Raw genomic sequence first — 12,603 nt, forward strand, 5'->3', positions numbered from 1 at the left:
AACGGTAATTATCTACTGGTTCTTGAAGCAGTCTCGATACTCAGCGAGAGGAACATGATGGCCGTCTCATCGCAACAAGCAACACCTTCCACTGCGCAGATTGTCATCGAGATTCTCGAACTGCTGGATGCGCATACAGACCGCGAGCACGGGATTACTGCCACTGAGATCAGCAAGCGCATCAGCGTTTCGGAAAAGACCGTACGAGGGCATCTCAAGGCGTTGCGTGACATGCAACCATTCGGCCGTCGGGTGGAGCATCTGGAGCGTCGAGACCTGCTCTCTGCTGAAAGCGCTGATCCAAAGCCGGGATGGTACATTGAACCGGTGTTTGATACGGCCCAGATGCGTCTGCTTGCGGACGGCGCGGTAATATCACGGTCTGACAGCGAATATCTGAGCGACCTTATCGCCAAAATCTATACGTTCGCGGGCAAGTCGGGCCAATTGCGCGGTCTGAGGCAGCTCACTACGCCAAAGAATTACAACACCGAGTTTCTCAACAATATCGAAATGCTCAACGATGCCATCGAACACGAACGAGTAATTCGATTCCGTTACTGCACCTATGACATTGATGGCAATCTGGTTCCTCGCCGCGACAATGCGGGTGAAATCAAAGAATACCAAGCCGATCCGTACCATCTGATGTACAAGAACAACAAATACTATCTGATTTGCCACATGCATCAGCATGACAGTCTCTCGTATCTGCACGTAGAACGTTTCCGCAACCTTTACGTCGAGGAGACTGATCATGCGCTCAATCGCTCACTGGATAGCTTCAGTCCGATTCCGGGAACGCCGTTCAACATCGAAGAGCATATGGACGAACGCCCTTACCCCATGGACGGCGCAGCAGTACCGATTCACCTGCGTATTACCGGCACGCTGGAGCCCTTGTACGACTGGTTCGACAACGCCAAGGTCACTCAAATCAGCGCCAACGAATACGACGTGCATATCATGGCCAACGAATTAGCGACCTTGTGGTGGGCATTGCAATATGCCGATTCGCGCCTCATTGAAGTCCTTGAACCACAATCCTTACGCATTATGCTGCGAGATACTGGCGAATCTTTGCTAGAAAAGTATCGAGACTAGCTAGTCCCGCTATATTCTCACCAACGCTCAGCTCTTTTGTCGACACTCGGCAATGAGGGCGGCACAGAGCAAAATGACCTGGGCGACGAGGTTGAACCAAATGAGCACGCCGATCAACGCGGCGAACGGGGCAAGCATCGGATTCCGGGAGGCTCCGGCTAATAGTCGCGCACCGAGAAGCTGCATTGCGGAAACCGTCAGAGATCCCAGTAACGCGCCGAGTATCGTGAATCGTCCGGCTTTGATGTGGGAGACCACGCGCAGCAGCAACATGAACAACGCGAAATTCAGCGCGACGCCGGTACCGAAACCGGTCATCTCCAAAAGCACGGTGCCGGGCAACGAACTGCTGGGGATGCCGCCCCATTGCAGCAGTCGGCGTACGATGCCGCCGGACACCGTACCGGCCGCGGTCGAAAGAATGAACAGTATTGCGATGGCGATGGCGGCAAGCGTATCGCGTAACCTTGCGACGACGATATTGAGCTCGTCGCCGCAGTCGTCGAACATGGCCCGTACGGCGTGGCGCAGCGAGTTCATCCAGCCGGTCACTGTCCACCAGAATATGGCCAACGTGGCCAGACCGGTCCACGTCAATGCGCTTGACATGGCGCCTAGCGCGGAAGACGTCAGAAACGAGTCGGCCACACCGGGAATGACTTCACGCACCGCGTCAATCAGCATCTGCTGCCAATCAATGTTGCCGACCATGATAAGGCCGAACACGCTCACCGCAATCCAGACGCCGGCAAAAAAGGCGAACAGCAGACCATATGCCAGACCATTCGCCAGCAGGGGGCCGCTCCGCGACACATACCGGTCGAGCACGCGCCCAGGCAGCGAACGTGCCCACGCGTCCGCTCCCCTGTCAATCGCACTCTTCAACCCATGCATAGTTCAACTGTAGCTGTTGCCACCGTTGTTGAAACAGCATGGCGCGAAATCGCATTTAGCCAGCTCAAACGATGGCAACCATCAACGCCCCCACTCAATTGTTCAGAATCGGATACCATATGAGTATTCAATTCATCCGTCGGAGTGCAATGTCAGCAGTCCTCACCAACTGATGTCTTGCTAACCCGCTGGCCGCCCTAGTATCTACTGTTTCTTGTGGTCTTCGTTCAACAGCCAGTCAAGCGCGTATATCTGTCGGATGCCTTCGTGGGAGTAGGGCCGTTCGTCATCCAGCGTAATCAGCGTCTTGGGATAGTTGTCACGCACGGCGCGCAGCGAGGACGGCTCCCGATCCAGCGTCGCCGAATCGTGCACCGATTCGCTGACCTGGTAGTACCGACGTCCGCCTGGCCCGTTCGTGACGAAGTCGATCTCGCTGCCGGAGCTCTGTCCGACATATACGTCGCCCTCGCGGCGCATCAGTTCGAGGAACACCACGTTCTCGAGGAGGCGTCCGATGTCCCGCACGTTGTTGGAGCACAGGATACGTCGCATCCCCAAGTCCACGGCATAGTACTTCTTTTCCTGCTTGAGAATCCTCTTGCCCTTGATGTCGTATCGGTGGGCCGGGTAGAGGATGAACGCGTCGTAGGCCGCGATCGTCGTCGGAACGGGCACGGTCAACGACTAGGAAACGGTTTTTATCAGCAGGAGATTCTGCAATCCGGATGGCATATACCGCCCGGCTTCATTACTGCTTTGGCTCATTTCTGTTCACTTCACGCTGGAGTACCGAGACACGTTGAGCGGAAATACCGGTAATTCACGTACGGTTACCGACCATTGGCCTGAATGGTACTCAGCATCAGCAGTCACTTGGGGTATGGTCATGACGGAGAGCCATCATGACCGATCTCTCGTTATTCTGGGATGAATCCGGCGAAGCCGGAACTGAATCTAAATATTAAAACGCATGATGCACACGTCGCGGAATTAGTCCACCAGAACTTCGGCATATTCGGCAGGTTCAGCGGGTTCGATGTGTCGGGCACGCATGGCATCGAGTGCGGCAGCCAAGTCGGCCGGGTACTGGGACCGGACCGTGGTCCAGACGCGGGTGCGGGGATGACGGAATTCGAGCTTCATGGCGTGCAGCCACTGCCGGTCAAGTCCCAAGGCCTCAGACAGCACCGGATTGGCACCATACATGGGGTCGCCGCACAGGGGATGCCCAATCGAGGAGAAATGCACGCGAATCTGATGAGTACGTCCGGTCTCCAGATTCACGGATACCAGAGTGGCCTCATGGCCGAAACGCTCCAGCACATCCCAGTGCGTAACGGCCGGTTTGCCGGCCGGAGTCACGCAGAAGCGGAAATCGGACACTTTGGCGCGCCCGATCGGCGCCTCAATGGTTGCTTTGTTCTCTTTAAGACCACCCTGCACGAGCGCATGATAGGTTTTCTTTACCTCATGCTCGGCGAACTGCCGACGCATCTCGGTGTACGCAAGGTCGGACTTGCACACCAACATCAAGCCGGAAGTGCCTACATCAAGGCGAGAAACAATGCCCTCACGCCCGGCCGCACCATAGGAAGTGATATGCACGCCGCGGTCACGCAGTGATCCGAGCACGGTTGGACCGGTCCAGCCAACCGAGGCATGCGCCGCCACGCCTACAGGCTTATCGACTACAACGACATCATCGTCTTCGTAGACAACGGCCATATCAGTTGCGATAGGCTCAGGCTCGGCCTGTTCCTCCGCCAAATCAAATTCGACGGTCTCCCCCGCCTGCAATGTGCTGGACCGCGCAACTTCACGTCCTAAAACGCGCGCCTGCCCGGAGTCAACCAGATCGGCGGCTTTAGATCGTGAAATACCCAGCATTTTGGCCACGGCTACGTCGAAACGCTTACCCACCAATGCATCGGGAGCAGGGACTATTCGACTCATTACTTGGCGTCCGCCTCCGGCTCAGACTGTAGGGATTCGTCGGATTGCTCGATGAGATCCTTGTGTGAGAACGGCTCCCCCATAAGAATCAGAATCACCAGGACCACACCGGCGACTACCAGATAGATATCCGCCACATTGCCAACGGACCAGCCATAGTTAAGGAAATCCACCACTTTGCCGTCGAGGAAGCCGTCAGCGTACATAACACGGTCAATCAGGTTGCCCAGAGCGCCTGCAAACGCGAAAGAAATCGCCACCGACCATTTCATGGAGACAGTGCGCACCCCAGCCACAGCAAGGGCCACGCAAGCCACAACGGCCAACAGACTGATTACCCAAGTAGCGCCTGATCCCATGCCCAAGGACGCGCCCGGATTACGCACCAAGGTGAAGGACAGCAGTCCGGGAATCACTCGAATGGTCTGACCGTTGGATAACGCGGCCATCGCCCAAGCCTTGGTGAGCTGATCGACAATCAGCGCAGCCGCGGCCACACATGCAAAGACGGCCACGCGGGTGCGCAGCCGTCCCTGTTGGTTCGTCATACGACCTGTACCTGCCTACGCTCAGTTGGTCTTGGACGAGGTCTGGTCGACGTAGTTGTTCGACTCGGAAACCTGCGATGCCAGCTGGCCGAGGTACTCGGTGAGGCGGGCGCGGTATTCAGTCTCGAACTGCTTGAGGCTCTGGATGTTGCCCTCGACGACCTTGGACTGAGCCTGAAGGTTGTCGCGCACCTGCTCGGCATACGTATCGGCTGCAGAGCGGGTGTTCTTGTCGTACGCATCAGCCGCGGAACGAGTGTTCTTGTCATACTCGGCGGCACGCTGCTGTACTTCCTTCTCGTAGTTGTCAGCGTCATCGTGCTGAGACTTGGAGTAGTTGTCCGCATCCTGACGAGTCTTGACGGAGTATGCGTCGGCCTCAGAACGGGTGTTCTGGGAGTAGGTCTCGGCATCCGCGTGAGTCTGGTCACGGTAAGCGTCGGCCTCGGAGCGGGTACGATCCGAATAGGTGTCGGCGTCGGAACGAGTACGAGTGGAGTAGTCGTCGGCCTCGGAACGGGTACGCTCGGAGTAGTTGTTGGCCTTGGTGACCAGATCGTTGTACTTGTTCTGGCTGGCCTCGGTGATTTCCTTGGCCTTGTTCTTGCCCTTCTCCACGTACTGATCGTGCAGCTGCATAGCCAGGGTCAGCATGGCGGTGGCGCGCTCGGGCTCGGTGCCCGGCATGGAAGCGGCGCCAGCGATCTTCTGCAGAGAACCGGTCTCGGTGCTCGGCTCGACCTTAGAAACCTGAGCACGAAGCTGGTTTTCACGCTGCTTGGCTTCTTCGAGCTGACGGGACAGCTCAGCGATCTGAGCGGACTGCTGCTGAGCGGCGGAACCCTGCTGCTGAGCAGCGGCGAGCTGACGGGACAGCTCCTCGTTGGCCGCGCGGAACTGATCACGTTCCTGCTGAATGGCGGCGATCTGCTGACCGACAGCCTCCTGGTCACCGGAGGCCTGAGCAGCCTGAGCGGTGAGCTGATCGATTTGAGCGTTCAGCTGATCGACCTGACCCTTGAGCTGCTCATTCTGGGAGGACAGCGCGCGGTTGGATTCCTCGGCTTCGCTGAGCTTGGCAGAGACAAGCTGTGCTGCCTGATCATTGCCAGCCTGAACGGCCTGCTGGGCCTGAGCCACAGCGTTCTTCAAACCAGCATTCTCCGACTCGAGTTGCTGCACCTGACCGGTAAGATCGGAGATCTTCGCATTAAGGTTGGTCACGTCAGGACCCAGAGTCTGGGTGGCCTGACCGCCGGCTACCGCCTGACGTCCAAGAGCCTCGACGGTTTCCGTGACCTGATCAAGGAAGTCATCGACCTCGTCGACATCATAACCTTCCTTGAATCGAACAGTCTGGAAGGTGTGCTCCCTAATATCCTTCGGCGTCAACAGAGCCATAAATCTTGCACCTCGCTTTGGGGCATCGCCCGCACTTACGTTGGTCTCAAGTCAGAATGCTATCACGACCCCATCGTTTCAGAACATTCGACGTGGGTTTTTATGCCAGATATATGCCTCCGGCGGGTCAAAAACGGCCTCAGAACACTATCAGAACAACACTTTCCAGTACCACCAGCGCAAAATACAGCACAATGAAGCTGACATCAAGATAAATCGAACCGAGCGGCAATGGGCGAATATAGCGACGTAGCCAGCGCAGAGGGGGTTCGGTAATGGAATACACAATATTGATCAGCTGGGCCACCACACCACGTGGATACCAGTTTCGTGCGAGAACGGAGACCCAGTCCAGAATCATGCGCACGAACAGAACCGTGATATACGCGTTAATGAGCCATGCAAGAATGCGGCCGATCAGAGAGAACACTAAGGAAAGCATGCTGACAGACTAACAACCGCGCATGAAAAGTTTGCTCGGAGCACAATAAGAATCGGCCGACTCCTTGCTGGGAGTCGGCCGAATACCGATATAACGTCGAATGCGAAAACTACTGAACCGGTCAGTCAGCGAACAAATCGTGTGCCGAGGCTGGTTTTGTCGGCTCTTCGACCTTGATGTTCACCTGCGCCGGGCTCAACAGGAACACGCGCGGAGTGACACGCTCGAGGGAACCACGCACGCCGAACACCACGCCGGCGGAGAAGTCCACGATGCGATATGCCACGGCTTCGGCCACACCGGTGAGATTCAGTACGACCGGAACACCGTCACGCAATGCGCGGCCGACCAGTTGAGCATCCTCATATGACTTCGGATGGATGGTGGTGATTCTGTTCACACGGCCACCGGGGAACGGCTTGGTAGTCGACGATGCGGCAGGCGCGGTGGTTGACGCCAGCGGCGTGACCGTATGGTCGGAATCAAATGCGGACTTCGAAGCCGGCTTCTGCTCCTCGTCCTCCTCGATGTAGTCGTCCTCATCGTCCACAACGTCACTCATGCCCAGATAGGACATCGCGTTTTTCATGAACCCAGCCATGGATCAATCCTTTCAGCGCAGGAAGTCAGGGATGTCGAGATCGCCAGCCGGATCGTTCACGGCGATATTCGGATGAGCGGAAGTCGGATCATCAAAAGGCAACGATGCGGAGTCACCGATAGCCGGTGTGAATGCCGGTTGGGCAGTGGCAGCGGGCTGTGCAGCCGGTGCCGGTGCTGGAGCTGGCTGTGCCACGGGAGTCGCAGGATCGGCGGCGGTTGGCACAACCGGCGTCACCGTGCTCTGAGTGTCGTCATCTTGAGCGGCGACGGGGTCAAAACCAGCAGCAATAACAGTGACACGCACTTCATCGCCATAAGCATCGTCCAGAGCAAGACCCCAAATAATCTGGGCTTCAGGGTGAATCGCCTTGCGCACCAGTTCGGTGGCAGCAGAGGCCTCCTGCAACTTCAGGTCGGTCGGACCGGCGATGTTGATCAGCGCACCGTGTGCGCCTTCGATGCTTTCCTCAAGCAGCGGAGAGCTGATGGCGATTTCGGCGGCCTGCGTGGCACGATCCTCTCCCCGTGCGGAACCGATACCAAACAGCGCAGTACCAGCACCACGAAGAATGGAGTTCACATCGTTGAAGTCGACGTGAATATAGGAGTTCATCGAAATCAGGTCAGTGATGCCCTGAACACCGGCAAGCAGTGCGGTATCAGCGGTCTTGAAGGCCTCAATGATGCCGATGGAACGGTCGGAAAGCTCGAGCAGGCGATCGTTCGGAATGACGATCAGCGCGTCGACTTCCTTGCGCAGGTTGTCGATGCCGTATTCGGCGGAAGCGGAACGCTGAGGGCCTTCGAAGCTGAACGGACGAGTAACAACCGCGATGGTGAGAGCACCCTGTTGATGAGCCGCACGAGCGACGATCGGGCTGGCGCCAGTACCGGTGCCACCGCCCTCGCCGCAGGTGACGAACACCATGTCGGCACCCCTAAGCGCCTCTTCGATATCCGACTGGTGGTCCTGGGCCGCCTTGGCTCCACGCTCCGGGTCGGCACCAGCACCGAGACCACGACTGGACTTATCGGAAAGGGAAATCTTGACATCCGCATCAGAGCGCAGAAGATCCTTCGCATCGGTATTTACCGCCACAAATTCAACATTCTGTAATCCCTCGGCAATCATGCGATTGACGGCATTACCGCCGGCACCGCCGACGCCAACAACCTTGATGTTGGTCTTGTCGTTGAACTCATTCTGCGCGATCTCGCTCACGTTTGGCTCCTGTCACTTCACGGTTACACCCAAGAGTAGCGCAAACAGGCTACTCTTGGAGGGAAATTCACGCGCAGAATGGCGCGTGTTGCGTGTATTTTCAGTATTTTCTCAGTAACTGGCGTCCATTGGGTCGTCACCGAAGAGCGCCTCACGCTCTTCGTGGGTGGTGGTACGCGATTCCAACCAGCCATACGGCAAGTGCACCTTCTTGGCGAAACGCACGCGGCCGCGCGGTTTGTCGACCACGCGTGGCGGGTATTCGATAGTCGGGTCGAGCTTGCCGATCTCGCGGTCCACATCGGCCAGGCTCTCGCATTCCATAAAGGCCTTGCGGGTGGAGCCGCCCACCGGGAATCCTTTCAGATACCAGGCGATGTGCTTGCGCAGATCGTGGACGGCCATCATCTCATCGCCCTCATAAAACTCGGTAAGCAGCTCGGCATGACGGTGAATCACGCGGCAGACCTCGCCCAGATTCGGGTTGAGCCGTTCGGGATTGCCCTCGAAGGCGTTTTTGATGTTGGCGAACAGCCACGGCCGGCCCTGGCATCCGCGGCCGATGGCCACACCGTCGCAGCCGGTCTCGCGCACCATTTCGAGCGCATCCTCGGCACCCCAGATATCGCCATTGCCGAATACCGGAATGTTGAGGTGTTCCTTGAGCTCGCCGATGCGGGACCAGTCGGAATGACCGCCATAGTATTCGGCGGCGGTACGGGCATGCAGGGTTACGGCCTTGCAGCCCTCCTCCTGCGCGATGTGTCCGGCTTCGAGGAAGGTCTCATGGTTATGGTCGATGCCGACGCGGATCTTCGCGGTGACGGGGATGCCCGCCGGCTCGCATACGGCGACCACGCGCTGTAATAGCTCAGTGAAAATGTCGGTTTTCCAAGGCAAGGCCGAACCACCGCCTCGACGAGTGACCTTGGGCACCGGGCAACCGAAGTTCAGATCCACATGGTCGGCCATGTTGCCGTCGACCACGATTTTCGCCGCCTGTTCGGTGATGGAGGGGTTCACGCCGTACAACTGCAGTGAACGGATTTTTTCGCTTTTGGCGAAATGACAGAGGCGCAGTGCTTTCGGGTTATGCGCCACGAGGGCTCGAGCGGTGATCATCTCGGCCACGTAGAGTCCATCGGGACCATATTCCTCGCAAATCACGCGGAAGGGCCAGTTGGTCACTCCCGCCATCGGCGAGAGCACCACCGGGGTCGGCACGGTGATGTTGCCGAGTTGGACCGGGGCGATATGCACCGGGGTCCCGGGGCGCGCCGGCGCGTCCGTACGTGGGTCGAGGTTGTCGGTCTCGTGATGCTCGGTGAGCACTGTTTCGGATTCGGATTGTGCCATGTGATTCCTAAGAAAATAAGTAGGGGCTCCCCTGAGAGAGGAGCCCCGGCGTCTATCGCCGCCACTTCGCCTACAAACAGCCCACTGGGATGTCTTCCTTACGGCTCAGCCCACAGAGGGGAGCCCAAGTTGTGCGACTCCGGCTTAGTACAGGCCGCCGGCTTCCTGAACGCCGGACTCAGGCCAAGGCTCACCGCCCATTTCCACAGGCTTCAGGGGCACGCGGGTGCGCTTCTCGCCGATGCGGGCGGCCACGTAATCGGCCACCTTGTCAAGAGCGACGCGCTCCTGGGCCATGGTGTCACGCTCACGGATGGTCACAGCGTGGTCCTCGAGGGTGTCGAAGTCCACGGTGATGCACAGCGGGGTGCCGATCTCGTCCTGACGACGGTAACGACGACCGATGGCACCGGACTCGTCGTAGTCGATCATCCACTCGTTGAAGCGCAGGTCGTCGGCCAGGTTCTGGGCCACGGTCTGCAGTTCAGGCTTCTTGCTCAGCGGCAGCACGGCGGCCTTGACCGGGGCCAGACGCGGGTCGAGACGCAGCACGGTGCGCTTGTCAACGCCGCCCTTGGTGTTCGGGGCCTCGTCCACATCGTAGGCGTCCACGAGGAAGCACATCAGGGAGCGGGTCAGGCCGGCGGCCGGTTCGATGACGTACGGCACGTACTTCTCGCCGGTGGCCTGGTTGAAGTAGCTCAGGTCTTCGCCGGAGTGCTTGGAGTGCGCGCTCAAATCGTAATCGGTACGGTTGGCGATGCCTTCGAGCTCGCCCCAGTCGGAACCCTGGAAGCCGAACTTGTATTCGATGTCCACGGTGCGCTTGGAGTAGTGGGAGAGCTTCTCCTTCGGATGCTCGTAGTGGCGCAGGTTCTCCGGCTTGACGCCGAGGTCGATGTACCAGCGGGTGCGGGCGTCGATCCAGTACTGGTGCCATTCCTCATCGGTGCCGGGCGTGACGAAGAACTCCATCTCCATCTGCTCGAACTCACGGGTGCGGAAGATGAAGTTACCCGGGGTGATCTCGTTACGGAAGGACTTACCCATGTTGGCGATGCCGAACGGCGGCCTGGAACGGGAAGAGGTCATCACGTTCTTGAAGTCCACGAAGATGCCCTGTGCAGTCTCCGGACGCAGGTAGTGCAGGCTGTTCTCGTCCTCGACCGGGCCGAGGTGGGTGCGCAGCATCATGTTGAAGTCGCGCGGTTCGGTCCACTGGCCACGGGTGCCGCAGTTCGGGCAGACGATGTCCTTCATGCCGTTTTCCGGCATCTTGTCGCCGTGCTTCTCGGCGTAGGATTCCTCGAGCTTGTCGGCGCGGTTGCGCTTGTGGCAGTTGAGACACTCGACGAGCGGATCGTTGAACACGCTCACGTGGCCGGACGCCACCCACACTTCGGGCGGCAGAATGATGGAAGTGTCGACACCGACGACATCAGGACGGGTGACGACCATGGAGCGCCACCATTCACGTTTGATATTGTCCTTGAGAGCGACGCCGAGAGGGCCGTAATCCCAAGCGGAACGGGTGCCGCCGTAAATTTCGCCGGCGGGGAACACGAAGCCGCGACGCTTCGCAAGGGATACGACTTCATCGAGTTTGGACTGAGCCACAATGCACCTTCTGGTTTGAACGGTTTGGGGTCTAATAACAACCGCTTCAGGATAGCCGTATATGGTGACAGGTCAGGCGGCATTGTCCGGTATATGTTCCGCGTCTCACGAGCGGCCGTTCGCAGCGATTCCTATATCGCAACACCTCCATATTGTTCCTGTTGTTTTACCCTTCCCGAATTTGTGCCACTGACATCGCGTCAGCGTCACAAATTCGGGAGATGTTGCTCGGCGGAGGCGTCTATGTATCACGAATGGACGGGGACGCGCCAGACCTGACGACACGTATCGAACAAATCCGTCACGATAATGTCCATGTTGGCGCATAGCGTCGGCACTGTAATGCAGGGGAACTCGCATGTGGTTCGCGAGTTGAGAAAGGCCTGAGCCTGACCCTTAGAACCTGTTGGTTAAGACCATCGTAGGGAGCAGTAAATGAGCAATAGTGCATCATCGTTTACCGGCGTGTCCAGCGGTTATACCGCCGGGACTCCGGTTCCAGCCGATTCACCCATCCGTGACAATATCGCCGATGCCGTTCGCCGCGTACGCGAGACGACTCCGTTGGCCCAGTCATTCACCAATTTTGTGACCATCAATTTGGTTGCCAACGCGCAACTGGCGGCCGGCGGCACTGCGGCCATGAGTTTCCTGCCGGACGACGTGATCGAAACCGCGAAAATCGCGGGCGCGAACTACATCAACGTGGGCACGCTGCTGCCGTTCTATAAGGACGCACTGCCCGAAATCGCCCAGCGACTCAACTACTTGGACAAGCCGTGGGTGCTCGACCCGGTGGCCGCCGGCATCGGCCGCACCCGTACCGCCATTCTTCAGGCCTTCAAGGCCGCTCCCCCGACCATGATTCGCGCGAATGCATCCGAGGTAATCGCGCTGGCGAACATGTGGGGGCTCAATACCGAAACCGTGGGGGACGCTTCCGAGCACCGCCCCGCCGGAGTGGAATCCGTCGACGACGTGGAGTCCGCAACCGGCGCGGCGGTGGCGCTGGCACAGTATCTGACCGAACAGCACGCCAAGCATTCCTCCCATGACGCTTCCACCCGCTGCGCCGTGGCCGTGTCCGGCATCGCCGATCTGGTGACCGATGGCGAAACCGTGTACCGACTGCCGGGCGGCAGCGCGATGATGACCAAGATCACCGGTGCCGGCTGCTCGCTGGGCGGCGTGGCTGCCACGTATTTGGCGGTCTCCGATCCGTTGACCGCCGCCCTGTCCGCGTCTCTGCTGTACAACCGCGCGGGAGAGGTGGCCGATACAACTTCGCACGGACCGGGCTCGTTCCAAGTTGCGTTCCTTGACGCGCTGTGGAATGTGACCGCCGAACAGGTGGCGGAATCCGAGATTTTGGTGCAGTAGTTTCAGTTCCCTCTGATGAGGGAGCTCATAACAGTTTTTTCCAATAAGACTTCCACAAGAAACAACAAAAGCAGGAATAA

The 12,603-nt window shown here is 58.4% G+C and carries 12 protein-coding genes and 1 riboswitch; of the genes, 2 read left to right on the forward strand and 10 right to left on the reverse strand.

The window, feature by feature from the left end:
* Positions 1 to 57 precede the first annotated feature (57 nt).
* Positions 58 to 1,104 (forward strand): helix-turn-helix transcriptional regulator, encoded by a 1,047-nt coding sequence (locus BLLJ_RS06820; RefSeq protein ID WP_007057559.1) that lies wholly within the window; start codon positions 58 to 60, stop codon positions 1,102 to 1,104.
* 27 nt (positions 1,105 to 1,131) lie between these two features.
* Here BLLJ_RS06820 and BLLJ_RS06825 read toward each other — a convergent pair whose 3' ends face one another.
* The 10 genes from BLLJ_RS06825 to BLLJ_RS06870 form a co-directional block, all read right to left on the reverse strand.
* Positions 1,132 to 1,998 (reverse strand): YihY/virulence factor BrkB family protein, encoded by an 867-nt coding sequence (locus BLLJ_RS06825; RefSeq protein ID WP_074710155.1) that lies wholly within the window; start codon positions 1,996 to 1,998, stop codon positions 1,132 to 1,134.
* Positions 1,999 to 2,202: 204 nt separating this feature from the next.
* Entirely contained in the window at positions 2,203 to 2,676 is a 474-nt protein-coding gene (locus tag BLLJ_RS06830) for a DUF4143 domain-containing protein (protein ID WP_225090357.1), read from the reverse strand.
* A gap of 315 nt (positions 2,677 to 2,991) precedes the next feature.
* Complete coding sequence (locus BLLJ_RS06835; RefSeq protein WP_007054072.1) at positions 2,992 to 3,954, reverse strand: RluA family pseudouridine synthase; 963 nt, start codon at positions 3,952 to 3,954, stop codon at positions 2,992 to 2,994.
* Positions 3,954 to 4,502: a signal peptidase II gene (gene lspA / locus BLLJ_RS06840; protein ID WP_007053323.1), complete on the reverse strand. Its 549-nt coding sequence runs from the start codon at positions 4,500 to 4,502 to the stop codon at positions 3,954 to 3,956. The genes BLLJ_RS06835 and lspA overlap by 1 nt, the downstream gene beginning before the upstream one ends.
* A 21-nt stretch (positions 4,503 to 4,523) precedes the next feature.
* Entirely contained in the window at positions 4,524 to 5,903 is a 1,380-nt protein-coding gene (locus BLLJ_RS06845; RefSeq protein ID WP_007055428.1) for a DivIVA domain-containing protein, read from the reverse strand.
* A 139-nt stretch (positions 5,904 to 6,042) separates the two neighbouring features.
* On the reverse strand, positions 6,043 to 6,345 hold the full coding sequence (locus tag BLLJ_RS06850) for a YggT family protein (protein WP_007054068.1): 303 nt from the start codon (positions 6,343 to 6,345) through the stop codon (positions 6,043 to 6,045).
* 121 nt (positions 6,346 to 6,466) lie between these two features.
* On the reverse strand, positions 6,467 to 6,946 hold the full coding sequence (locus tag BLLJ_RS06855; RefSeq protein ID WP_007053320.1) for a cell division protein SepF: 480 nt from the start codon (positions 6,944 to 6,946) through the stop codon (positions 6,467 to 6,469).
* A gap of 12 nt (positions 6,947 to 6,958) precedes the next feature.
* The gene (ftsZ, locus tag BLLJ_RS06860) at positions 6,959 to 8,170 is read right to left on the reverse strand and encodes a cell division protein FtsZ (RefSeq protein WP_007053319.1); all 1,212 of its coding nucleotides are present in this window, start codon (positions 8,168 to 8,170) and stop codon (positions 6,959 to 6,961) included.
* Between the two features lie 111 nt (positions 8,171 to 8,281).
* Positions 8,282 to 9,526 (reverse strand): tRNA dihydrouridine synthase DusB, encoded by a 1,245-nt coding sequence (dusB, locus tag BLLJ_RS06865; RefSeq protein ID WP_007053318.1) that lies wholly within the window; start codon positions 9,524 to 9,526, stop codon positions 8,282 to 8,284.
* 144 nt (positions 9,527 to 9,670) lie between these two features.
* Positions 9,671 to 11,143: a glycine--tRNA ligase gene (locus tag BLLJ_RS06870; protein ID WP_007053317.1), complete on the reverse strand. Its 1,473-nt coding sequence runs from the start codon at positions 11,141 to 11,143 to the stop codon at positions 9,671 to 9,673.
* 336 nt (positions 11,144 to 11,479) lie between these two features.
* Positions 11,480 to 11,588: riboswitch (TPP riboswitch) on the forward strand.
* Here BLLJ_RS06870 and BLLJ_RS06875 point away from each other — a divergent pair.
* Positions 11,579 to 12,523 (forward strand): hydroxyethylthiazole kinase, encoded by a 945-nt coding sequence (locus BLLJ_RS06875; protein ID WP_007053316.1) that lies wholly within the window; start codon positions 11,579 to 11,581, stop codon positions 12,521 to 12,523. It overlaps the preceding riboswitch by 10 nt.
* The last annotated feature ends 80 nt before the right edge of the window (positions 12,524 to 12,603 follow it).

This window comes from Bifidobacterium longum subsp. longum JCM 1217 (assembly GCF_000196555.1).
Taxonomy (GTDB): Bacteria; Actinomycetota; Actinomycetes; order Actinomycetales; family Bifidobacteriaceae; genus Bifidobacterium; species Bifidobacterium longum.

Coding starts and splice junctions, on each gene's coding strand:
- BLLJ_RS06820 (WP_007057559.1), top strand. CDS start 58: ATGGCCGTCTCATCGCAACAAGCAACACCTTCCACTGCGCAGATTGTC.
- BLLJ_RS06825 (WP_074710155.1), bottom strand. CDS start 1,998: ATGCATGGGTTGAAGAGTGCGATTGACAGGGGAGCGGACGCGTGGGCA.
- BLLJ_RS06835 (WP_007054072.1), bottom strand. CDS start 3,954: ATGAGTCGAATAGTCCCTGCTCCCGATGCATTGGTGGGTAAGCGTTTC.
- lspA (WP_007053323.1), bottom strand. CDS start 4,502: ATGACGAACCAACAGGGACGGCTGCGCACCCGCGTGGCCGTCTTTGCA.
- BLLJ_RS06845 (WP_007055428.1), bottom strand. CDS start 5,903: ATGGCTCTGTTGACGCCGAAGGATATTAGGGAGCACACCTTCCAGACT.
- BLLJ_RS06850 (WP_007054068.1), bottom strand. CDS start 6,345: ATGCTTTCCTTAGTGTTCTCTCTGATCGGCCGCATTCTTGCATGGCTC.
- BLLJ_RS06855 (WP_007053320.1), bottom strand. CDS start 6,946: ATGGCTGGGTTCATGAAAAACGCGATGTCCTATCTGGGCATGAGTGAC.
- dusB (WP_007053318.1), bottom strand. CDS start 9,526: ATGGCACAATCCGAATCCGAAACAGTGCTCACCGAGCATCACGAGACC.
- BLLJ_RS06875 (WP_007053316.1), top strand. CDS start 11,579: ATGAGCAATAGTGCATCATCGTTTACCGGCGTGTCCAGCGGTTATACC.